The sequence below is a fragment of the Pseudoalteromonas sp. c7(2019) genome (assembly GCF_011378625.1).
Classification (GTDB): Bacteria; Pseudomonadota; Gammaproteobacteria; order Enterobacterales; family Alteromonadaceae; genus Pseudoalteromonas; species Pseudoalteromonas arctica.
The window spans coordinates 53,804-76,785 of the sequence record NZ_WTKS01000011.1; the positions used below are offsets into that span (position 1 = coordinate 53,804).

Annotated in this window: 23 protein-coding genes; 14 read left to right on the forward strand and 9 right to left on the reverse strand. The window is 40.2% G+C overall.

Going from position 1 to position 22,982, the window contains the following annotated elements; genetic code table 11:
* Positions 1-51: 51 nt before the first annotated feature.
* The gene (glpD, locus tag GQR38_RS13285) at positions 52-1,557 is read left to right on the forward strand and encodes a glycerol-3-phosphate dehydrogenase (RefSeq protein WP_165722202.1); all 1,506 of its coding nucleotides are present in this window, start codon (positions 52-54) and stop codon (positions 1,555-1,557) included.
* 40 nt (positions 1,558-1,597) lie between these two features.
* Here the strand turns inward: glpD and GQR38_RS13290 are convergent, their stop codons facing one another.
* Together GQR38_RS13290 and GQR38_RS13295 are read right to left on the reverse strand one after the other, a co-directional pair.
* Entirely contained in the window at positions 1,598-2,566 is a 969-nt protein-coding gene (locus GQR38_RS13290) for a 2-dehydro-3-deoxygalactonokinase (protein ID WP_165722204.1), read from the reverse strand.
* Between the two features lie 3 nt (positions 2,567-2,569).
* Positions 2,570-3,328 (reverse strand): SDR family NAD(P)-dependent oxidoreductase, encoded by a 759-nt coding sequence (locus GQR38_RS13295; protein ID WP_002958845.1) that lies wholly within the window; start codon positions 3,326-3,328, stop codon positions 2,570-2,572.
* 199 nt (positions 3,329-3,527) lie between these two features.
* Here GQR38_RS13295 and GQR38_RS13300 point away from each other — a divergent pair, with 199 nt between their 5' ends.
* Positions 3,528-4,229: a FadR/GntR family transcriptional regulator gene (locus tag GQR38_RS13300; protein WP_007580047.1), complete on the forward strand. Its 702-nt coding sequence runs from the start codon at positions 3,528-3,530 to the stop codon at positions 4,227-4,229.
* A 207-nt stretch (positions 4,230-4,436) separates the two neighbouring features.
* Here the strand turns inward: GQR38_RS13300 and accC are convergent, their stop codons facing one another.
* The 5 genes from accC to cutA all read right to left on the reverse strand — a co-directional run bounded on the left by accC (position 4,437) and on the right by cutA (position 9,136).
* On the reverse strand, positions 4,437-5,777 hold the full coding sequence (gene accC / locus GQR38_RS13305; protein ID WP_007580045.1) for an acetyl-CoA carboxylase biotin carboxylase subunit: 1,341 nt from the start codon (positions 5,775-5,777) through the stop codon (positions 4,437-4,439).
* A 26-nt stretch (positions 5,778-5,803) separates the two neighbouring features.
* Complete coding sequence (gene accB / locus GQR38_RS13310; protein ID WP_007580042.1) at positions 5,804-6,262, reverse strand: acetyl-CoA carboxylase biotin carboxyl carrier protein; 459 nt, start codon at positions 6,260-6,262, stop codon at positions 5,804-5,806.
* A 37-nt stretch (positions 6,263-6,299) separates the two neighbouring features.
* On the reverse strand, positions 6,300-6,752 hold the full coding sequence (gene aroQ, locus GQR38_RS13315) for a type II 3-dehydroquinate dehydratase (protein WP_165722205.1): 453 nt from the start codon (positions 6,750-6,752) through the stop codon (positions 6,300-6,302).
* A gap of 228 nt (positions 6,753-6,980) precedes the next feature.
* Positions 6,981-8,816: a protein-disulfide reductase DsbD gene (locus GQR38_RS13320; protein ID WP_165722206.1), complete on the reverse strand. Its 1,836-nt coding sequence runs from the start codon at positions 8,814-8,816 to the stop codon at positions 6,981-6,983.
* Entirely contained in the window at positions 8,816-9,136 is a 321-nt protein-coding gene (cutA, locus tag GQR38_RS13325; RefSeq protein ID WP_007580036.1) for a divalent-cation tolerance protein CutA, read from the reverse strand. The genes GQR38_RS13320 and cutA overlap by 1 nt, the downstream gene beginning before the upstream one ends.
* A gap of 178 nt (positions 9,137-9,314) precedes the next feature.
* Here cutA and GQR38_RS13330 point away from each other — a divergent pair, with 178 nt between their 5' ends.
* The 5 genes from GQR38_RS13330 to GQR38_RS13350 all read left to right on the forward strand — a co-directional run bounded on the left by GQR38_RS13330 (position 9,315) and on the right by GQR38_RS13350 (position 13,113).
* Positions 9,315-9,791 carry an FxsA family protein gene (locus tag GQR38_RS13330; RefSeq protein WP_007580034.1) on the forward strand — a complete coding sequence of 159 codons (477 nt, stop codon included), beginning with the start codon at positions 9,315-9,317 and terminating at the stop codon, positions 9,789-9,791.
* A gap of 110 nt (positions 9,792-9,901) precedes the next feature.
* The gene (locus GQR38_RS13335) at positions 9,902-10,189 is read left to right on the forward strand and encodes a co-chaperone GroES (RefSeq protein WP_007580032.1); all 288 of its coding nucleotides are present in this window, start codon (positions 9,902-9,904) and stop codon (positions 10,187-10,189) included.
* 48 nt (positions 10,190-10,237) lie between these two features.
* Entirely contained in the window at positions 10,238-11,884 is a 1,647-nt protein-coding gene (gene groL, locus GQR38_RS13340; RefSeq protein ID WP_007580030.1) for a chaperonin GroEL, read from the forward strand.
* A gap of 193 nt (positions 11,885-12,077) precedes the next feature.
* Entirely contained in the window at positions 12,078-12,491 is a 414-nt protein-coding gene (gene rnk / locus GQR38_RS13345; protein WP_010555031.1) for a nucleoside diphosphate kinase regulator, read from the forward strand.
* 190 nt (positions 12,492-12,681) lie between these two features.
* On the forward strand, positions 12,682-13,113 hold the full coding sequence (locus tag GQR38_RS13350) for a VOC family protein (protein ID WP_165722208.1): 432 nt from the start codon (positions 12,682-12,684) through the stop codon (positions 13,111-13,113).
* Between the two features lie 22 nt (positions 13,114-13,135).
* On the opposite strand, the gene GQR38_RS13355 is transcribed toward GQR38_RS13350, so the two are convergent.
* A complete protein-coding gene (locus GQR38_RS13355; RefSeq protein ID WP_165722210.1) occupies positions 13,136-14,611 on the reverse strand; it encodes an NAD(P)H-hydrate dehydratase in 1,476 nt (491 codons plus the stop codon).
* 249 nt (positions 14,612-14,860) lie between these two features.
* On the opposite strand from GQR38_RS13355, the gene gmk reads away from it, so the two are divergent.
* The 5 genes from gmk to GQR38_RS13380 all read left to right on the forward strand — a co-directional run bounded on the left by gmk (position 14,861) and on the right by GQR38_RS13380 (position 20,540).
* On the forward strand, positions 14,861-15,481 hold the full coding sequence (gene gmk, locus GQR38_RS13360; protein ID WP_010554822.1) for a guanylate kinase: 621 nt from the start codon (positions 14,861-14,863) through the stop codon (positions 15,479-15,481).
* 125 nt (positions 15,482-15,606) lie between these two features.
* Positions 15,607-15,882, forward strand: a complete 276-nt coding sequence (gene rpoZ / locus GQR38_RS13365; RefSeq protein WP_007378835.1) for a DNA-directed RNA polymerase subunit omega — start codon at positions 15,607-15,609, stop codon at positions 15,880-15,882.
* Between the two features lie 388 nt (positions 15,883-16,270).
* Positions 16,271-18,376: a bifunctional GTP diphosphokinase/guanosine-3',5'-bis pyrophosphate 3'-pyrophosphohydrolase gene (gene spoT / locus GQR38_RS13370; protein ID WP_007580016.1), complete on the forward strand. Its 2,106-nt coding sequence runs from the start codon at positions 16,271-16,273 to the stop codon at positions 18,374-18,376.
* Between the two features lie 12 nt (positions 18,377-18,388).
* A complete protein-coding gene (locus GQR38_RS13375) occupies positions 18,389-18,781 on the forward strand; it encodes a RidA family protein (protein ID WP_007580015.1) in 393 nt (130 codons plus the stop codon).
* A 151-nt stretch (positions 18,782-18,932) separates the two neighbouring features.
* Complete coding sequence (locus tag GQR38_RS13380) at positions 18,933-20,540, forward strand: FapA family protein (protein ID WP_165722212.1); 1,608 nt, start codon at positions 18,933-18,935, stop codon at positions 20,538-20,540.
* Positions 20,541-20,589: 49 nt separating this feature from the next.
* On the opposite strand, the gene asnA is transcribed toward GQR38_RS13380, so the two are convergent.
* On the reverse strand, positions 20,590-21,585 hold the full coding sequence (asnA, locus tag GQR38_RS13385) for an aspartate--ammonia ligase (protein ID WP_165722213.1): 996 nt from the start codon (positions 21,583-21,585) through the stop codon (positions 20,590-20,592).
* Positions 21,586-21,782: 197 nt separating this feature from the next.
* Here asnA and asnC point away from each other — a divergent pair, with 197 nt between their 5' ends.
* Positions 21,783-22,250, forward strand: a complete 468-nt coding sequence (asnC, locus tag GQR38_RS13390; protein ID WP_165722215.1) for a transcriptional regulator AsnC — start codon at positions 21,783-21,785, stop codon at positions 22,248-22,250.
* Positions 22,251-22,291: 41 nt separating this feature from the next.
* Complete coding sequence (trmH, locus tag GQR38_RS13395; RefSeq protein ID WP_007580009.1) at positions 22,292-22,978, forward strand: tRNA (guanosine(18)-2'-O)-methyltransferase TrmH; 687 nt, start codon at positions 22,292-22,294, stop codon at positions 22,976-22,978.
* The last annotated feature ends 4 nt before the right edge of the window (positions 22,979-22,982 follow it).

Sequence of the window (22,982 nt, forward strand, 5' to 3'; positions counted from 1 at the left end):
GCTTTATGATGCTTATATCTTATTTATATTACAAATAAAAAGGTTAGCTCGGTGGAATTAGCAGATAACGAATATGACTTACTAGTCATCGGTGGCGGTGTAAACGGCACTGGAATAGCAGCTGATGCAGCAGGCAGAGGATTAAAAGTACTCTTGTGCGAACAATCAGACCTTGCCTGTGCAACATCTTCAAACAGTTCTAAGCTGATCCACGGTGGTCTGCGCTACCTTGAGCATTACGAATTTAGATTAGTAAAAGAAGCCCTAGCAGAGCGAGAAGTGCTACTTAAAAACGCACCTCATATTATGTGGCCGCTAACCTTTAGATTGCCGCATCAAAAGCATTTACGCCCTGCGTGGATGATTCGCATTGGTTTGTTTATGTATGACAACCTAGCGAAACGCGAAACACTAGCGGGTTCTCGAAGCATTAAATTTGGCGAAAATAGTGTTTTAGAACCCTCTATTACCAAAGGGTTTGAATACTCTGATGGCTGGGTTGACGATTCTCGCTTAGTCGTTTTAAACGCCCTTGCAGCGCAGGAAAAAGGCGCCGTTATTACCACACAAACTAAGTGTGTAAATGCTAAACGTGAGCAAGGTAAATGGCAGGTAACGCTTGAGCAGCAAAAGAGCAAAGCTAAATACACCATTTCTGCCAAAGGCATTGTTAATGCTGCGGGTCCTTGGGTAGCTAAATTATTTGATGAAGCCCTAACAGAAAAATCACCACAAAATATTCGCCTTGTAAAAGGTAGCCACATTGTAGTGCCTCGCATTCACGATGAGAAACAAGCTTATATTTTACAAAATAAAGATCAGCGTATTGTGTTTGTTATTCCGTTTGAAGATGACTTCTCACTTATTGGCACAACCGATGTAGAACACACAGGTGAAGCACAAGACGTTAAAATTAGTGATGAAGAAATTGATTACTTAATTGATATTACTAATACCTACTTTAAACAACCGATTAAACGCGAAGACATAGTACATACCTTTTCAGGCGTACGCCCATTACTTGATGACGAATCAGTTAATGCACAAGCCGTTACTCGCGATTATAAATTAGAGCTTTCGAGTGATGCTAAGCAAGCACCTCTATTGAGTGTGTTTGGTGGAAAAATTACAACTTATCGCAAACTTGCCGAAGCTGCGGTTAATAAGCTTGAAGACTTTTACCCACAAATGAGCAAAGCGTGGACCAAGCATAGCTCGCTCCCTGGTGGTGATTTTAGCTCTGTAGAAGCACTTAAATCAGAGCTAAAAGCAAAATATGAATGGCTACCTGAAATAACACTTAAACGCTTTGTACGCACTTATGGTACTCGTGCTAAAAATATATTAGGTAGTGCAACTGGGTTGAGTGATTTAGGCCAAGATTTTGGCCATGGTTTATTTGCAGCAGAAGTAGATTACTTGCTAAATGAAGAGTGGGCAGAAAACGCATACAATATTTTATGGCGCCGCAGCAAATTAGGACTACGTTTTAATGAGGCACAAGTTGCTGCGCTCAATGATTACATTGAGCATAACCAAGCAGCTAAAAGCGCTTAACTATTAAGTTATAATAGCTTCCTGTTAACCCCTTTATAATTTAATTTTTATAGAGGGGTTTATTTTTTGACTCTAAATTAAATAAATAATTAAAACCGCTAAGCGTCGCTGTTTTAATATCAAACTCAACACACTTCACACCTATTTGATTAAGCGCCGTAGTAAAACACTTATTCAGCTGCTTTGTGCCAATCACTACAACTTGTGTATCACTCAATAATTGCCATTCGCTAGCATGGCGAGCTGCTCGTACATCGCTGCCAATTAATACACCCGACAAATAGGCTTTGGCTTGTACTGGCGTTAACTCCTTTGAAAGCTGGCGTGTACGCACACTAAAAATACCATGTGCCAAGTTACCGCTATCACTACCTAAAGTTAGCTCACAGCCTTGCTCAAATGCTTTAAAGTCAAACTCACCTTCTGCACAGTCGTTAGGAATTAAAACACTTTGATGACATAACAAATCATATAACTCGCCGGTCATGGCTGTTTTAAAGCAAATGATTTCGCCGTTGTTTATAAGCACCCATTTAGTATGTGTACCAGGTAAACATAATAATATTTTACCTTGTTGATACTCTGGATTTTGTTTTAAAAACCCTAAAATTTGCAGCTCTTCGCCGCGCATTACATCAAATAAGCTATTTTGCAGCGTACACTTTGTGCCTGGTAGCGCTTTAATTGTATGCCCATCGCAATCAAAGCTAACCGCAGCATTAAGTAGCCCTTCGGGATTAATTGGGCATTCTAAATAAGGCGTTTCGTGCCAGCCGATGCTTGAGGTAATTTGCCCTGCAATATATATAGGTAAACTGCCATATTCTTGCTTCCACACTGCAATGGTGTCGATTAGGGTTTGCTCAAAATTTTGATTCGCCTTAACAACGCCAGGGCCATCACGTTGTGCTAATAATTTAAGTGTTGATTGCGCTTGTACTTCGCACAAATAAGCACGTAAATGGCTCGTGCCCCAGTCAACAGCAATAAAAAGAGATGAATTAGCCAAGCTTTAAAGCCTCCCACCGTCGATTTTAATACTCTGCCCGGTGATCATACTGCTTTCATCGGCGGCTAAAAAGAGTGCCAAATTAGCAACATCTTCAGGTGTTACTAATTTTTTAAGCGCCATGGCTTCCATCCACTTAACTTGCTCTTCTTCGGTAAACCAGCTTGCTAGTTGACGGTCGGTGGCCACCCACCCTGGCAAAATAGCGTTAACGCGAATACCAAACTCGCCGTAATCGCGAGCCAATGCCTTAGTCATACCAATTAGCCCTGCTTTTGCGGTTACATAGCCTGCCATTTGTGGCTGGCCCATAATCGCGTTAATAGAGCTAAAATTAATGATACTGCCGGCTCCATCGCCTTTCATAAAAGACATAGCAACTTGAGAGGCAAAAAATGCAGGGTTTAAGTTTATTTGTAAGCACTGATCCCAATCTTGCACGGTAACGTCTTCGCTCGCTTGCCGGCGGTCGTTCGCTACATTATTAACTAGTACATTAATAGCACCAAAAGCGGCGCATGCATCCACAAGTGATTGCTGAAGTGCATGAGAGTCAGTTACATCAACTTGCCTATACCATAGTTTTGCATTGGGTAAATCACGAATAAGCGATTGCGCTGCCTTATCATCAATATCTATAAATGCTACTTTTGCATTTTGGTTTACAAAGGACTTAACCATTGCTCTGCCGATGCCTGATGCACCACCAGTAATAAAAATAACTTTACCAGAAAGACTATGATATTGAGCGAGGGTGTTCAAATTCAACTCTCCATACAGCGCATTTTCAATTTCATTTAAACTCTTTATAAACTTATACTTACACTATAAAGAGCCAAACTAAGCTGTTATTGCTGTGTTAAAATATTTAGCTAATTAAAAGTTTATATCATATCCTTGAGTACATTAATATGATATATGATATATAATAAAGCAATATATCAACTCGGAATCCTGCGCAATGAAAAGCCAACCCCGTCAAAATTTAACACAACAATTAACCCACGATTTGGGTTTTGCTATTGTGCGTGGTGTTTACCCTGTAAGCGAAGGCCTGCCTTCTGAAGCCGATTTATGTATAAAATATGATGTAAGTCGCAGCGCCACCCGCGAAGCGGTAAAAATGCTCTCTGCTAAAGGATTAATTTCTTCTCGTCCTAAGCAAGGTATTCGTGTATTACCTGAAAGCAGCTGGAACATGTTTGATACCGACGTACTACGTTGGATTTTAAGCAGCAAGCCATCACTGTCATTATTAAAAGAGTTTACTCAAGTACGCGTTGCCCTCGAACCACAAGCGGCCGCGCTTGCTGCACTAAATGCAACTGCTGAACAACTCGCTGAAATTGATAACGCTTTAGCCCGTATGGCTGAAGCAGACGAAGGCTTAGACGATCCACTAGAAGCTGACATTGCTTTTCATACCAGCATATTAGTTGCCAGTAACAATCGCTTTTTTGTGCAGTTAACTGAGTTTATTAGTACAGCCCTTAGAGTAAGTATTCGTTATACAAACCACATTAAAGGTGTACCGGGCGCAGACGTTGCTAAGCACGCTGATATTTTAGAGACCATAAAGTCACGCGACCCTGAACGCGCTAAAAAAGCAGTAGAAACAATTTTAGAAGAAGCACTACAGTTAATTGAATCTAAATTAGTTTAATGTTAGTTCAACATATTGTATAAATATTGAGTCCATCGAATTTACTCTTTGCAGTACATTCGATGGACTTTTTTATTGCCTATAAAACTTAAATTACAGGCATTAAAAAATCCGATATCAGTCTCCTGATATCGGATTTTTAATTATTTAAATCAGATTAATAACTCTGGTTATTAACTGAGATAAAACGCCTTTTGCAGGCTAGAATTACAATCCTAATTTCTTCTCAAGATAGTGGATGTTAGTACCACCATTTTGGAAGTTTTCATCTGCAAGAATTCTCTTATGCAAAGGAGTATTAGTTTTAATTCCGTCAATTACTAGCTCGTTAAGTGCATTGCGCGCGCGGGCAATAGCTACATCACGGTTTTCACCGTAAGTAATTAACTTACCAATCATTGAATCGTAATGTGGTGGAACCGTGTAGTCAGCGTAAATATGGCTGTCCCAACGAATACCTAAACCACCTGCTGGATGGAAACGTGTAATTTTACCCGGTGACGGGATAAACGTTTCAGGATCTTCAGCATTAATACGACACTCAATAGCATGACCACGAATAACAACGTCGTCTTGAGTGAATGATAACGGTTGACCCGCTGCAATTTTTAACTGCTCTTTCACTAAATCGATACCAGTAACCATTTCAGTTACAGGGTGTTCAACCTGAATACGTGTATTCATTTCGATGAAGTAAAACTCGCCGTTTTCGTATAAAAACTCAAACGTACCTGCACCGCGGTATCCAATTTCGATACATGCACGTGTACAGCGCTCGCCAATGAATTTACGCGTTTCAGCAGTAATTCCTGGTGCTGGAGCTTCTTCAACTACTTTTTGGTGACGACGTTGCATAGAACAATCACGTTCACCTAAATGTACTGCATTACCTTGGCCGTCTGCTAATACTTGAACTTCGATATGGCGTGGGTTTTCAAGGAATTTTTCCATGTAAACCATGCTATTACCAAAGAATTGCTTAGCTTCTTGCTGTGTTAATGCAATTGAATCAATAAGTTCAGATTCGCTGCGAACAACACGCATACCACGACCACCACCGCCACCAGCGGCTTTGATGATTACCGGGTAACCGATACGCTTAGCGATTTGCATGTTGCGTTCTTTATCATCTGATACCGGACCGTCAGAGCCTGGAACACATGGAACGCCGGCTTTACGCATTGCTGCGATAGCAGACACTTTATCACCCATAAGGCGAATAGTGTCGCCACGAGGACCGATAAATACAAAACCACTTTGCTCAACTTGGTCGGCAAAATCAGCATTTTCTGCAAGGAAACCGTAACCAGGATGAATCGCTACAGCGTCAGTTATTTCAGCCGCAGCAATAATGCGCGGAATATCTAAATAACTTTCAGTTGCTGATGGTCTACCAATACAGATGGTTTCATCTGCAAGCAATACATGCTTAAGATCGCGATCTGCCGTTGAATGCACAGCAACCGTTTTGATCCCAAGCTCTTTGCAGGCGCGCAATATACGAAGTGCAATTTCACCTCGGTTTGCAATGACTACTTTATCTAACATTAGAGTTGGCCTTTTAGGTTACGCTATTATTCAATGATGAATAGAGGTTGATCAAATTCTATTGGCTCGCCATTTTCAGCTAAGATAGCTCTTACTGTACCGGCTTTGTCTGATTCAATTTGGTTCATCATTTTCATAGCTTCGATAATACAAAGTGTATCGCCAACTTTAACTTGCTGACCAACTTCTACATATGCTGGAGCTTCAGGAGACGCAGCTGAGTAAAAAGAACCAACCATTGGTGATTTAACTTGATGACCCGTAGGCTCAGCTGGTGCTGCTGCTTCAACAGCTACAGGAGCCGCTGCAACTGGTGCTGCTGGCGCTGGTGCATATTGCTGTGGAGCAAATTGCGGGTAACCTGGGCCAGCGCTCATGTTGTTGCGGTTAATACGTACTGATTCTTCACCTTCAGTGATTTCTAGCTCAGCAATACCTGATTCTTCTACTAATTCGATAAGCTTCTTTATCTTGCGAATATCCATTACACGACCCGCCTGTTAGTTTGTGTGTTAATTTAAATTAAATTGCGCTTTGCAACCGGCCCACAGCGGCGTTTAATGCTGCGTGATAACCCATTGCGCCTAATCCACATATCACGCCTTGTGCCACATCAGAAAAATACGAATGATGACGAAAGGCTTCACGTGCGTGCACATTACTTAAGTGCACCTCAAAAAACGGAATATCAACACTCAACAGTGCATCACGTAATGCGACGCTAGTATGCGTAAATGCAGCTGGGTTGATAATTATGTAATCAACCGCTTGCCAAGCATCGTGAATTCGTTCAATGAGGGCTTGCTCACTATTACTTTGAAAATGCGTTAACTCAACATCTAGACTATTAGCAGCACTGGTTAGCTCCTCCATAATCTCACTCAGCGTCTGAAAACCGTATTTATCCGGTTCACGTTTACCAAGCATGTTTAAATTTGGACCATTTATAACTAAAAGGTTAAATTTTGCAGCCATAATACGCGATATATCCTATAAGTAATGAGTTAAGCGGTTACTAACTAGTTTTTCACTTTTAAGTAAGCAGAAAAAGTAATGTAGCAACAATTTCTCACGTTAACCAACTATTATAGTGATTTCGACGTAAATAGCAGCAAAATACTGGTCTTATCAGTGTCGTGGGTACAAATATAAGAAGAATTAAGAAGGTGCCACTTAGTCAATTCAAGTGGCACTATTGCACTATTATTGTGCGCTGGCGCGCACAACTGCTAGGTGTTTAGCAAAGTCCTCAGCATTTAAAAAGCCCGTTACGCGCTGCGTACTAAGCTCTTGTCCTTGAGTATTAAAAAACAAAATACTAGGTAAACCAAACACCGTGTACTCTTCCATTAGCTCAATTGTTTTATTATCACTCTCAGTTAAATCAATTTGAATAAGTTGATAGTGGCTAAACTCACTTTGCACTTTGGCATCAGGAAAGGTGTAATGTTCAAACTCTTTACACGCCACACACCAGTCGGCATATAAATCGACCATAACCATTCGACCTTCGTCGTTTGCTTGTGCAACTGCTTCTTTTAGTTCTGCTAAATCAGCAACCTGTTTAAACTCATTATTTTGTGAGCTTACCTGTACTGTTTGTACTTGAACTGGCCAAAAGTAGTTTTTAGTTAACGTAAAGCCTGTAATAACTAATAGAGTTGCAGCAAACCATAATGCAGTTTTTAACTTGCTTTGTGTTTGGCTACTTTGCCAATGATGTAAGTACAGTGCTGTTGCTAGTGCAAGCACACCTGCCATTAATAATATAATGTCGGCGCTGATTAGTCGCTCAAGTAATATAAGCGGCACAACGAGCATCACAAAACCAAACAAGGTTTTAACTTGCTCCATCCAACCACCCGCTTTAGGAAGCAATTTACCGCCAGATGTACCAAGTAATAAAAGTGGTAACCCCATACCTAAACTGAGCACGTACAGTGTTAAACCACCTACTAAGTAATCACCACTTTGCGCTACAAATAACAGTGCCGCCGACAATGGCGCAGTAGTACAAGGTGATGCTATTAAGCCCGAAAGTACACCCATTAAAAATACGCCAACGTAGTTGCCGCCTTTTTGGTTGTTACTTACTTGGGTTAGCTTGCTCATCATACTGCTTGGCAGTTTAATTTCGTACCAACCAAACATCGACATAGCCAATAATACAAACAATAAACTAAAGCTGATTAACACAAATGGATGCTGTAAATACCCCTGCACTTGCCCACCAAGCGCAGCAACAACTAAGCCAAGCGCTGCATAGGTAACTGCCATACCTTGTATATATACAAACGACAACGCAAACGCTTTTTTAGTTGAAAGGTTTTGCTGACCCGCAATTAAGCTCGACAAAATAGGAAACATAGGAAATACGCACGGCGTAAAAGCAAGGCCTACACCAACAGCAAAAAATATGAGTAAATTAGTTATTAAACTCTGACTGGCTAATTGCTCAGTAAAAGTCAGTTCTTTTTCGGTATCATCCGAATTTGTTGTAAGTTCAGTCGTTGGCTCGTTGAGTGCTGAAAATGTACTTTGCGCTGTTGCCGCTTCATCTGTAGCGCTATTTTGATCTACATTTTTAATCTGTGCGCCACTAATTACACTAAGTGGAATGCTAATCACTTCTGGTGGATAACAAAGCCCTGCTTTTGCACAGCCCTGATAGCGAACTTTAACAACCGCTCCCTCAGTAATATTACTTAACTTACTAACAACGCTCGCGGTATTAAAAAAGACTTCTGTTTTACCAAAAAATTCATCTTCAATAATTTCGCCACTACCAGAGTCACCTACTTGGATGTTTGCGCCCTTGGCAATGATTTCTATTTTCTTTTTATATAAATAATAGTCTGGCGCTATATCCCAACCTACAAACAAGGTGCTGCCTTGCTGATCAAAGTCAAATACAAACGCTTGGTCTACAGGTAAAAAAGTGTGTTGAGGAGGCCCAAGTAGATCACCAAGCACATTATTAGTCGCAGCCTTTACAGGTACGGTTAATAATGTAACCAACAATAAAAAGAAAAAACGCATTAATTCAGTACCTCGTCCATCCAATTAAAATACGCCAAATTTCCCGTAGAAACTTCTAAAACCTGAATCTCTGGCACTTCGTAGCTATGTAACTCTTTTATTGTTAGAAACACATCGTTCATTTTATCTGATTTCGTTTTTATAAGTAGCTTAGCCTCAGTTGCTTCTGCAACTTCGCCTTCCCACATATAAATAGAGCCCATGTTAGGTAAAATATTTACACAAGCAGCTAGTTTTTTTTCTACCAACGCCCTTGCAAGTGTGCGTGCTTCTGCTTCGTCTTTGCAGGTCGTAAAAATCATTTTAAAATGCGTAGTCATTATGAACCTATACTTATTGGACAGTGTCTATCATCATAGTATCTGATAGCCGATACAATGTGTAGACGCTAAAATATCAGTAAAATGACGATACCTATGCCCTAACCTTGAAAAGAGACCTCGTCACCCTCATTTATATTTCATCAACTCTTTTGAGTGTCATTATTTAGAGAGCGCTATGTTTAGATTTTTATTTGTGTTGTTTATTATCATCCCTATTATCGAAATCGCTTTGCTGATTCAAGTAAGCGACGTGATTGGCGGATTTGCAACAATTGCACTTGTTGTTATTACGGCGATTTTAGGTGCCAAAATGGTTAAAACACAAGGTATGGGGGCGCTGCAAAACGTACAAGCGCAAATGGCGCAAGGGCAAATGCCAGCCAAAGAATTATTTACCGGAATATGCGTTGTAATTGCAGGTGTATTACTCCTTACCCCTGGCATTATGACTGACGTATTTGGGCTACTATTATTAACCCCTGCAATTCGTAACAAATTGGCTGCAGGCCTTGCTAGCCAAGCAACTGTTAGAATGAGCGCAGGCATGCAACAAGGGCCATCGCCGTTTGCTGGGCAGCAACATGCTGAACGAGAGCAAGGGCAAATGGAACGACCAACCACTATTGATGGTGAATATGAGCGAAAAGATTAAAAATTTATCGTTTTTTCTCTTGGAATTTTTCACTCTACCCCCATTAATGAATGCAAATTAGAAAAGCTTTTTTCTGTACTGTTCAGAAACTGTTAGGAGAACTAAAAAACATGAACATTCGTCCTTTACAAGATCGCGTAATCGTTAAACGTCTAGAAGAAGAAACAAAATCTGCTGGCGGTATTGTATTAACTGGCTCTGCAGCTGAAAAATCAACTCGCGGAGAAGTTGTAGCCGTAGGTAATGGTCGCGTTTTAGAAAACGGTGACGTGAGAGCGTTAGAAGTTAAAGCCGGTGACACTGTGTTATTTGGCTCATATGTTGAAAAAGTTGAAAAGATCGAAGGTCAAGAGTACCTGATCATGCGTGAAGATAATATTTTAGGCATTGTAGGCTAAACCTACTTTTCGTTTATAAACATTTAAGAATTTAGAGGAATTTAAAACATGGCAGCAAAAGAAGTACTTTTTGCAGGTGACGCACGCGCTAAAATGCTAACTGGCGTAAACATCCTGGCAAACGCAGTAAAAGTTACATTAGGTCCTAAAGGCCGTAACGTTGTACTAGATAAATCATTTGGCTCACCAGTTATCACTAAAGATGGTGTATCTGTAGCAAAAGAAATCGAACTTGAAGACAAGTTTGAGAACATGGGCGCACAAATGGTTAAAGAAGTTGCATCTAAAGCAAATGATGCAGCCGGCGATGGTACAACTACCGCTACAGTACTTGCACAGTCTATTGTTAATGAAGGCCTTAAAGCTGTTGCAGCGGGTATGAACCCAATGGATCTTAAGCGCGGCATCGACAAAGCAGTTATTGCTGCTGTTGCAGAGCTTAAAGCGTTATCTGTTCCTTGTTCTGATACTAAAGCAATTGCACAAGTAGGTACTATTTCAGCTAACTCTGATAAAGAGATTGGCGACATCATTGCACAAGCAATGGAAAAAGTAGGCCGTAACAGTGGTGTTATTACTGTAGAAGAAGGTCAATCACTTGAAAACGAACTAGATGTTGTTGAAGGCATGCAGTTTGACCGTGGTTACTTATCTCCTTACTTCATCAACAGCCCAGAAAAAGGTACTGTTGAACTAGATAACCCATTTATTCTACTTGTAGATAAAAAAATATCTAACATCCGCGAATTATTACCAACATTAGAAGCGGTTGCTAAAGCAAGCAAACCACTACTAATCATCGCAGAAGACCTTGAAGGCGAAGCACTAGCTACATTAGTAGTTAATAACATGCGCGGTATTGTTAAAGTATCAGCAGTTAAAGCACCTGGTTTTGGCGACCGTCGTAAAGCAATGCTACAAGATATCGCTGTATTAACTGGCGGTACTGTTATTTCTGAAGAAATCGGCTTAGAGCTTGAAAAAGCAACAGTTGAAGACCTAGGTACAGCTAAGCGCGTAATTATCACTAAAGATGATACAACAATCATTGATGGTGCTGGTGAAGAAGCGGGTATTAGCGGTCGTGTTTCACAAATTAAAGCACAAATCGAAGAAGCAACATCAGACTACGATAAAGAGAAACTACAAGAGCGCATGGCTAAACTAGCTGGCGGTGTTGCAGTAATCAAAGTAGGTGCTGCTACTGAAATGGAAATGAAAGAGAAAAAAGACCGCGTTGAAGATGCATTAAATGCAACTCGTGCAGCGGTTGAAGAAGGCGTAGTACCTGGTGGCGGTGTTGCACTTGTACGTGCAGCTAGCAAGCTAGTTGATTTAGTTGGCGACAACGAAGATCAAAACCACGGTATTAAAGTTGCACTTCGTGCAATGGAAGCACCACTTCGTCAAATCGTAACTAACGCTGGCGAAGAAGCATCAGTTGTAATTAACGCAGTTAAAGGCGGCGACGGTAACTTTGGTTACAACGCAGCAACTGGTGAATACAACGACATGATTGAAATGGGTATCCTAGATCCAACTAAAGTAACACGCTCTGCATTACAGTTTGCAGGGTCTATTGCGGGTCTAATGATCACTACTGAAGCAATGGTAGCTGAAATCCCAAAAGATGAAGCTGGTGGCGCTGATATGGGTGGCATGGGCGGAATGGGTGGTATGGGCGGAATGATGTAATCATCCCCTAAACACCTAGCTCAAATAAAAACCCAGCTTCGGCTGGGTTTTTAGCTATTGGGCACAAATAAAGTAAAAGCCACAGGTGTGGCTAATTAATAAAATGACTTCGCGTATCCCTTTGCTTCTTAAATGCATGCCAAGCCATACTCAGAGTTAATTTTATTTATTAAAAATTATTAAGGATATTAAGATGAATAAAAAACCTGAACTGATCATCTCATCACTCGATGCAGATAGATTATATGACTTAATGGAATCATTGCCTGCAGGTAGCTTTGCTAATAAAGAAGAATTGGAAGCTGAACTGGCACGAGCAACAATAGTCGAACCTAAAGATATGCCATCATCAGTTGTAACGATGAACTCAACTGTAAACTTTATTGTTGAGTCTTCTAAAGAAGAATTTACGTTAACCTTGGTGTACCCGAAAAACAGTGACTCTAGCGGCGATAAAATATCGATATTATCACCTGTAGGTAGCGCATTACTTGGACTAAACCAAGGCGACGAAATTGAGTGGCCTAAACCGAGTGGCGGCTTAATAAAGGTAAAAATAAAAGAAGTAACTTATCAACCAGAACGTGCTGGTGAATTACACAGATAAACACTTTATGCACTTAGTACTAAAAAATCGGTTTAAAGTAGACCCAGCCTCGGCTGGGTTTTGCTTTTTATTATAAAGCAGATTGATACTGTTTAATTTATACCTATAACTAAGTTACATACTGCGGGCATATACCCTGCGTAAATATGATAAAAAGCACATTTATTTAATAGTACGGAGTGAGCTAAACATGACTAACGTTCAACAGCATATCGGCAGCATTGCATTAGTTGTTAAGGACTACGACGATGCCATTGAGTTTTATACTCAAAAGCTCAATTTTGAGTTAGTAGAGGATACTGATTTAGGAGAGGGTAAACGCTGGGTGTTAATTTCACCTCCAAATTCAAACGGAGCTAGTTCAAATGGGACTAATTCGAGCAGGACTAATCTACTGCTTGCTAAAGCCACAACACCCGAACAGATCAGCGCTATTGGTAATCAAACGGGTGGTCGCGTTTTTTTATTTTTGCATACCAATGACTTTTGGCGAGATTATAATTTAATGCTTTCTAAAGGCGTTACATTTAACGAAAAGCCTCGAGTAGAACCCTATGGCACCGTAGTGGTTTTTGAAGACTTATATGGTACAAAATGGGATTTACTGCAGCTTAATAATTAGTACGATAAAGTGACGCTTAAACTCACGTCACTTTATTAACTAACTCTCTTACAATTGGGAATAAATCACTGGGTAGCATTCCCCTTTGCCCGTCTCGCTCACTTGCAATATCACCGGCTTTAGCATGCAGTGTTACACCATAGCGTGCTGCTTCATCAATAGTTAAACCTTGGGCAAGCAATGCCCCAATAATACCAGTGAGTACATCGCCACTGCCGCCAACGGCCAATGCCGGGTTGCCATCTTCACATACCCATGTTTGCTGGGCATTATCTATTAATGTTCCAGCCCCTTTTAATACACAAGTCGCGGTATAGCGCTTGGCGCAAAGGCGAGCATAATTAAAACGGTCTGATTCTATGTCGCTGGTGCTAACACTTAGCAGTCGAGAGGCTTCGCCGGGATGTGGAGTAAGTACGCATTGCTCTAACGTGTATGATGAAGCTTGCTTAGCCAGTAAATTAAGGGCATCTGCATCTATAACCAATGGCATTTTATTGTTTTGGCAATATTGCATTACTTCATCGAATGTTTGTTGTGCCCACTCGTCTTGCCCAAGCCCTGGGCCAATAACAACGCAGCTTGCCCACTCTAGCGCTTGATGTAAGTTATTACTGCTTACCATAAGTTCTGGTCTGCCAATACTAATAGGCGTTATTGAGCTTTCGTGTGTATACACTCTTACCATGCCAGCACCCGTTCTAAGAGCTGCTTCACTACTTAACCTAATTGCACCTGCAGTACCTTGATTGCCACCAACACATAAAAGTTTACCGTGGCTTCCTTTGTGACTATTGATTGCCCGCGTGGCTATTCCTTTAAAGCTATTGATATTAACAAGGGTTCCTGAAGATTGAGCGATAGAAGTAAACGCATCACCAATTGCTAAATCATCAAATACTAACTTACCGCTATATTGTTTACCTGCCGTCGTTGTGAGCCCTTGCTTTATACCTACAAAAGTAACGGTTGAAGTCGCTTGTACTGCGCACCCTAAAGGCTGTCCTGTATTTGCTTCAATGCCTGATGGAATATCAATGCTTATTACGGGCTTATCACTGTTATTTACAGCTTTTATTATATTCGCAAAATTATCGCGCACTGCGTTTTTAAGGCCAGTACCAAGGAGCGCATCAATAACTATATCGCACTCATTAAGAGCATCTTTTGTAAAATGAAAAACCACCCCACCCGCTTCTACCCATAGCTGCTGCGCTTTTGCAGCATCACCTTTTAATGTTTTTTCGGGTTCAGCAGCACATACTGTTACATTTTTACCTGATTGCTTGATCAGCCTAGCTACAATGTAACCGTCTCCAGCATTGTTACCATGGCCAACAATGACTAATGTATGCTGTGCATCAAATAGCTGCCATTGCTTATATACAGCCTCTCCTGCTCGCTGCATTAGGGTAAATAAATCGCAATGACTATTTTTAGCCGCTAAAGCTTCACTATCTCTTACTTGTTGTGCGGTAAATAAGGTTTTATTAAGCATAAAGGCTCCTTTAATAGGTGATACTTCACCTTATCAAATACTTATATCTAGCGGCTAGTTCCGTTGACAATTTTAAACTGCAATTTTATTTAAAATCTAACTTAGCAAAATACTCCCAAGCCAATTTGGACATGACCAACATGAGTACGACTAACTTGAGCAAGGTGAGCTAATTAAAGTACAATACAATTAATTAAAGGCTTGGCTTACTTGTAACCCAAGCCTGTTTATTTTTAGGTAGAGAAAAACATGGCACAAACTCGCGGTAACTTATTTATTTTGTCAGCCCCTTCTGGTGCTGGTAAATCAAGCTTAATCAATGCGTTATTAAAAAAACACGCTGACATGAAAGTATCTGTATCACATACAACTCGCGCCCCTCGCCCAGGTGAAGAAAATGGCGTGCATTATCACTTTGTATCTACAGACGAATTTAAAGCGCTTATTGCCAAAGATGACTTTTTTGAATGGGCTCAAGTATTCGATAATTACTACGGCACATCAAAGCAGGCTATTGAGTCGCAACTTGATGCGGGTATTGATGTGTTTTTAGATATTGATTGGCAAGGCGCTCAGCAAGTGCGCAAAATTATGCCAAGCGTACAAACTATTTTTATTCTACCGCCTTCAAAAGAAGAATTAGAACAACGCTTAAATAACCGTGGCCAAGATTCGGCTGAAGTTATTGCCTCTCGTATGGCAAAAGCACAATCTGAAACATCACATTATAACGAATACGACTTTGTAATTGTTAATGATGACTTTGAGAGCGCACTTGGCGACATAGAAATGATTGTAATGGCTCAGCGCTTAACACTAAAAGCGCAAGAAGATCGTCATCAAGTTTTACTAAATAGTCTGCTTAAATAATTTAAGCCTACTTAAATTAGGCTTAGGCAAGTAAAACTGATAAAAATTGAACACTGGCTATTGGCGAAAGTGGCTCCTTGGAGTAAACTACGTCTTTGCTTTTAAATTATTTTTGGAGTGCTGTGATGGCCCGCGTAACAGTTGAAGATGCAGTAGATGCAGTTGGTAATCGTTTTGACTTAATTTTAGTTGCGGCTCGTCGTGCCCGCCAAATTGCTGTTGGTGGTAAAACTCCACTAGTAGACCCTGAAAACGATAAGCCAACGGTAGTTGCTTTACGTGAAATTGAATTAGGTTTAGTTGATAGCGCTTCAATGGACTTAATTGACCGTGAAGAACAACAACACCAAGAAGCAGCAGAATTAGCTGCTGTTGCTGCCATTGTTGGTGGCAACCAATAATCGACCTCCCGGTCTGATTTAGCCAACGGCGCAGTATTTCTACTATAGCCGTTGGCAATCCTTTCATTTCATCGTATATTCGTAGCTTACCTAATTTGCTTCACTAGGGCCTGTTTATCTTTCGAGGTTAAATTTGCAGCAGTATGCTTGGTATTTAGGCAAGGCAGAGCCTATGTAGTGTGGTTATTTCCCATAAATAGGCGATAACGCAGCATAAATGCCAAACATGCGCTGCCCAAAGGGTTCTGCCTAGGGGCAATTTACTCTTTGTTGCTCGATTTTTACTTAGCCCGCTAGGCTAAAAACCTCGCGCCGCGATTAAATCGCCCCTAGATTGAACAAATTTTAATCCTGAAAGGTCAACAGGCCCTAGAACATTGGAGTGTGAATGTATCTTTTTGAAGGTCTTAAAAAGAAAATTTCAGAATACTTGCCCGCTGCTGATGTAGAGCTGGTTCAAAAATCTTACGTGGTAGCCCGAGAGGCCCATGAAGGACAAACTCGCTCAAGTGGCGAACCTTACATAACTCATCCAGTAGAAGTAACCCAAATTCTTGCAGGCATGCATCTTGACCATGAAACGCTCATGGCCGCGCTAATGCATGATGTAATTGAAGATACTGATTTTAGCCAACAAGATTTAGCCGAAATTTTTGGCGAAACTGTGGCAGAACTCGTTGAAGGTGTAAGTAAGCTCGATAAGCTCAGCTTTAAAGATAAAAAAGAATTCCAAGCTGAAAACTACCGCAAAATGATTATGGCAATGACTCAGGATATTCGAGTTATTTTAATCAAGCTTGCTGATAGAACGCACAATATGCGTACTTTAGGGGCACTGCGCCCAGATAAGCGCCGCAGAATAGCACGTGAAACGCTTGAGATTTACGCGCCAATAGCAAACCGCTTAGGTATTCACGATATTAAAAATGAGCTTGAAGACTTAGGTTTTCAAGCTTTATATCCTATGCGTCATCGCGCACTTAAATCTGAAGTAGCTAAAGCACGTGGTAATCGCAAAGAAGTTATCACTAATATCCAACATGAAATAGAAGCACGTCTTGAAGAGTCAGGCATTAAAGCGACTGTGTCTGGCCGTGAGAAACATTTATATAGTATTTATAAAAAAATGCTTAATAAAGAACTGCTATTTAACGAAGTTATGGATATTTACGCGTTTAGAATTGCAGTTGATTCTATGGATACGTGTTATCGCGTATTAGGTGTGGCTCATAGTCTTTATAAGCCTATAGAAACACGCTTTAAAGATTATATTGCTGTACCAAAAACTAATGGTTACCAATCGCTTCATACTTCATTAGTTGGCCCACACGGGATACCTGTTGAGATTCAGATTCGTACTCACGATATGGATCAGATGGCCGACAAAGGTGTAGCGGCGCACTGGATGTATAAAAAATCAGGTGATGGTGCCGGTAATACTTCGCAGCAACGTGCTCGCCAATGGATGCAAAGCTTATTAGAGCTTCAGCAAAGTGCGGGTTCATCGTTTGAATTTATTGAAAACGTAAAAACTGAGCTATTCCCAGAAGAAATTTACGTATTTACACCTGATGGTCGTATTGTTGAGCTACCAATGGGCGCTACCGCAGTCGATTTTGCGTATGCGGTTCATACTGATGTAGGCAACACTTGTGTAGGCGCTCGCGTTAATCGCAAGCCACATCCTTTAAGTCGGCCATTAGATACAGGGCAAACCATAGAGATAATAACAAGCTCAGGTGCCCACCCTAATGCAACATGGCTAAACTTTATTGTTACTGGTAAAGCACGCTTAGGTGTTCGTAATTACCTTAGAAGCCAGCATCATGAAGAAGCTATGCTTTTAGGGCGTCGTTTACTTGATTCGGCATTAGGCGAAAACAAACTAGATAGCATTGCTGATGAAAATATAGCGAGAGTACTTGAAGAGCACGAACTAACTACGCTTCTTGAATTACTTGTAGAAATTGGCTCTGGTAACTTAATGAGTATGTTAATTGCCAAGCGCTTATTGCAAAATGACAATGACGATTTAACTGATATAACAAGCCAAGCTAAAGCGACCATTATTGGTACTGAAGGCATGTTAGTGAATTACTCTAAGTGTTGCCGACCTGTACCAGGCGATGCCATTACGGCTCATATAAGCCAAGGTAAGGGCCTGACCGTTCACCGCCAAGAATGTAAAAATATTCGTGGTTGGGAAAATGAGCGTTCTAAATACTTAGTTGTAAAATGGGACGATAACCCAGAAAAAGAATATATTGCAGCTCTGAGAGTTGAAATTATTAACCATCAAGGCGCGTTAGCTAAGCTAACCAATGTTGTCGCTACAACCCAAGCCAATATTGTCGAAATTGCCACCGATGAAAAAGAAAGTAATTTATACGTGATAGATTTAGGGGTTACCGTTAAAAACCGTATCCACGTTGCTAACATTATGCGCCGCATTCGCGTTATGCCTGATGTACAAAAAGTCTATCGTAAAAAATAAAATAGGAAACACATGAATAAAGCATTTATCTCTACCGACAAAGCACCTGCAGCTATTGGCACTTACAGCCAAGCAGTTAAAGTAGGTACCGCTGTTTATTTATCTGGTCAAATTCCATTAGTTCCAGAAACGATGGAAATGATTTCAGAAGATTTTAGCGAGCAAACGCATCAAGTATTTAAAAATATTGCTGCGGTATGTGAAGAAGCAGGCGGAAAAATTCACGATTTAGTTAAAATCAATATTTACCTAACTGATCTATCTAACTTCGCCACTGTAAATGAAGTGATGAGCCAATACTTTAAACAACCTTACCCAGCGAGAGCTGCATTAGGTGTTCGTGCACTACCAAAAGGTGCACAAGTTGAAATAGACGGAATAATGGAATTACCTTCTACCAATTAAGTATTACAGGCTATAGAGCTTCTCTATAGCCTTTATTTTTCGCTCCACACTTCGTTTTATCTGACTTCTTGACTCAAATGTAAATTTCTAGCAATCTGTAGTTGTGTTTTAAAAAACAAACTTAACTTAAGTAGTAAAAAAGGATTAACTCGTGTTTAAGCTTGCCAACAATGGAAATGTTTTACTTGATGTAAAAGAGCATATTCCTCCCAGCGCTGCATTTATTTTAGAGGCTCTCGAAAAGTCAGCTTTTTGCGACTGTAAAATAGATCATGACGCTATTAATGATTTTTTTAAAAACGAAAACACACAACAAACTCTCGTTGTAGCAACAAAACACAATGCCACTTTAAATGTAACAATTAGCGACGATAAAATGCTGGCCATTGGCGAGCTAACGCTTGCCCAAGGTGGAAAGCTATTAAGCTTAGAAGATGCAAAAAAACAACTCGTTAAAGCAGGCATTGTGCGTGGGTATAAACAAGCTTTTTTAGAACAGCTGCTGCAAAAACAATCTGAACACTCTGCGGGATCTGTAGTTAAAGGGATATTAGCTAAAGGTAGGCTCCCAAGCGATGGTTTAGCCACTAAACTAATAACAACCGTAGAGACTTTAAAAGACCGCTTAAAAGCGCCCAAGCTCAAAGAAGATGGCAGTGTGGACATGCGCGACTTTGGCAAGCTTGCAAGCGTAGAACCTGGCTCTGTGCTTATTCGCCAGCAACCAGCAACCCCCGGTAAAGAAGGCTTTACCGTAATAGGTGACATACTGCCCGCAAAGCCCGGAGAAAATAAACAATTAGTGGCAGGCGAAGGGACTGAAATATCAAAAATGAATCCGCTTGAGTTAGTCTCTACTATTGCTGGTGTTCCGGTTGAAATTAATAATGGTATGCGTGTCGACGATATTTTTACCATTTCAGATGTAAATGTAAAAAGCGGCCATATTGACTTTCAAGGCAGTGTTATTGTTACTCGCAATATAGACCCTGGGATGAAAGTAACTGCCAAAGGCGATATTACTATATTTGGCACAGTTGAATCAGGTGAGCTTACCGCAGGCGGAAACATCACGGTTAAACAAGGCATTATTGGCCATCAAAAAGTGGATAGTAAGTCACTTTCTTGCAAGCTAATTGCGCTAGGTGATATTCATGTATCTCACTCACAGTATTGTTATCTCGATGCAAATAATATTTTTATTGATCGCCAAACAAGCCATTGTGTAATGAAAGCTAAACGCTTACTGCAAGTAGGCCAACCAGACTTACCTAAAGGTAAAATATTTGGTGGTGAAATACTTGATGCAACAACTCTCATTGCTGGCGAAATAGGGAATGAATCAGGTGCTAAAATGATTATTAATTTAGCAGCTTCTGGTGCTGAAATAACAGCGGATACTGATAATTGCTTTAGAGACTTAGCTAAAACAGATGCACAATTAGATACGCTGCAAGCAGCGCTAGAAAAAACTGATTTAGTGAAGGATGCCGAAAAGAAGAAAATATTAATCACTAAAATTGGCGCTACTCAGAAACATTATTGTGAGCAAGCAGAGAAATTAGAAAAACGTCTTTCAAACTTAGATCATGACTTACACGATTTACTTAGCGACGCTAATTTAACGGTGAATTCTGTTTTGCATTCAGGCGTAGAGATCCATATTTTTGATAAAGTACTTAAAACAATCCGCAATTACCCTCCGTGCAACGTTAAACTTTTAAATAATAAAATTGAAATAGAGTTTAAAACACACTAAAAAATTGAGTGCTCTATTGAGCACTCAAATTAACTCACTTTTTTACAATTTAAAGTAAGCCACTTACCGTATCATAAGTTTGACTTGGCCATACACCCACTTGTACTTGGCCAATATGCTGCTTTTGTAGCAATAGCATAGCCAAGCGAGACTGCCCTATTCCACCGCCAATCGTTTGCGGAAATTTACTTTGTAGTAGCGCTTTATGCCAATCAAACTCTAAGCGGTCTTCATCTCCAGTTGTACTTAACTGCGCTTTTAAAACCTCAGGGCTTACACGTATACCCATTGATGATATTTCAAATGCATCTTCAAGTACTGGGTTCCATACTAAAATATCACCATTTAAACCCATATATTGATCGCATGTTGGCGTAGACCAATCATCGTAATCTGGGGCTCTTACATCATGAATTTTGCCATCTCCAAGCGCGCCACCAATACCAATTAAAAATACAGCACCATATTCTTGTGCAATGGCTTTTTCGCGTTGCTTAGCACTAAAGTCAGGATACATTTTACGTAGCTCTTCACTGTGCACAAACTTAATATCGTCCGGTAAAAAAGGCGTTAAGCCATAAGACTCTCTTACAAAAGCTTCCGTCTCTTTTATCCCTTTATAAATAGATTGAACAGTTTGCTTTAGTGTTGCCAGCGAACGTTCTGTCGTTTCGTTAATTACTTTTTCCCAATCCCATTGATCAACATATACAGAATGAATAGGACTTAATGAATCTTCATCTGGGCGCAAAGCCTTCATTTGAGTGTAAATACCCTCACCAACACTAAAGCCATAAGTTGCCAGTGTTTTACGTTTCCACTTAGCCAGTGAATGCACCACTTCGTAGCGGCTATCTGTAATCGCTTTCACATTTACAGCAACTGCGTTTTCATGGCCGCTTAAGTTATCTTGCGTACCGTCGCCAACCTTAGCCAAAATTGGGGCTTGAACCTCAACCAGCCCAAGTTGGGTTTCTAGTTGTTGTGAAAAAAATTGCTTAACTTTACTTATTTGCTGCTGTTGCTGCACATAGTGTGAACTCATAATAATTGGCCTCATTCCCAGTTATTGTTACTTGCTTAATTGATAAAAAGCGATCTAATTAACGCCCTTAATGAAGTTAATGTAACGATTTAAAGGATTAATTCAATATCCCATAACAAAAATAGCTTTAATATATAAAAACCATTAATTAAATGGTATAAAAATCATATATTCGATAATTTTATGAGAAAAATATAATGGAAAATTATTTAATCGATAATCTCGATAATCTCGATAAACAGATACTTCATGCGTTAATGGCAAATGCCCGTACTGCGTACGCCGAATTAGCAAAAAGATTTAATGTAAGCGCAGGGACAATTCACGTAAGAATTGAAAAAATGAAGCAAGCAGGGATCATTACAGGCACCCAATTAACGATTAATACTAAACAGCTAGGCTACGATGTGTGCTGCTTTATAGGTATTAATTTAAATAACGCACGAGATTACCCGCAAACGCTTATAAAGCTAGAAGCATTGGAGGAAGTGGTAGAGGCTTATTACACAACAGGTAACTACAGTATATTTATAAAGGTAATGACAAAGTCCATTGATCACTTACAAGATGTGCTGATTAATAAAATACAGGCAATAGAAGCCATTCAATCAACAGAAACACTTATTTCTCTACAAAATCCAATTAGCCGTACGGTAATGCCTTAACTGCAAAAATCTCGTATAATTGCCGAAAAAAGAGGATAACCATGCAGCAAACTCGCTATCAAAGAATCGAAGACGTACTTTCGCGCCGTCAAACAGACCTAACCGTGTGTTTAGAAGACGTGCACAAACACCATAACTTATCTGCAATAGTACGAAGTGCTGATGCGGTTGGTTGCCATCACGTACATGCTGTATGGCCTGAAAAGCAAAAATGGCTAACAAATAATACCTCAGGTGGCAGTAAAAACTGGCTAGAGACGCACTTACATAGAAATATTGATGATGCCGTTACTGCAATGCGTGAACGCAATCCAGAAATACAAATATTAGCGACTCATCTATCAGAAGATGCCGTTGATTTTAGAGAAGTAGATTACACCAAGCCAACGGCTATTATTGTTGGACAAGAAAAAACGGGGATATCAGAAAAAGCTCTAGAATATGCCGATCAAAATATTATTATTCCAATGCAAGGCATGGTGCAATCACTAAATGTTTCGGTTGCTGCTGCGCTAATATTGTTTGAAGCACAGCGCCAACGCGAGCTGGCTGGTTTATATAATAGAGATATGCTGAGCGCCGAAGTTAAACATCCACTTTACTTTGAAGGCTGCCACCCTATTATTGCAAGGCAGTGTAAACAAAAAAAATTACCTTATCCTGCACTTGATGAAAACGGCGAAATAGTCGCTGACGAGCAATTTTGGCAAGCTTTAAAACATACTTGATGGA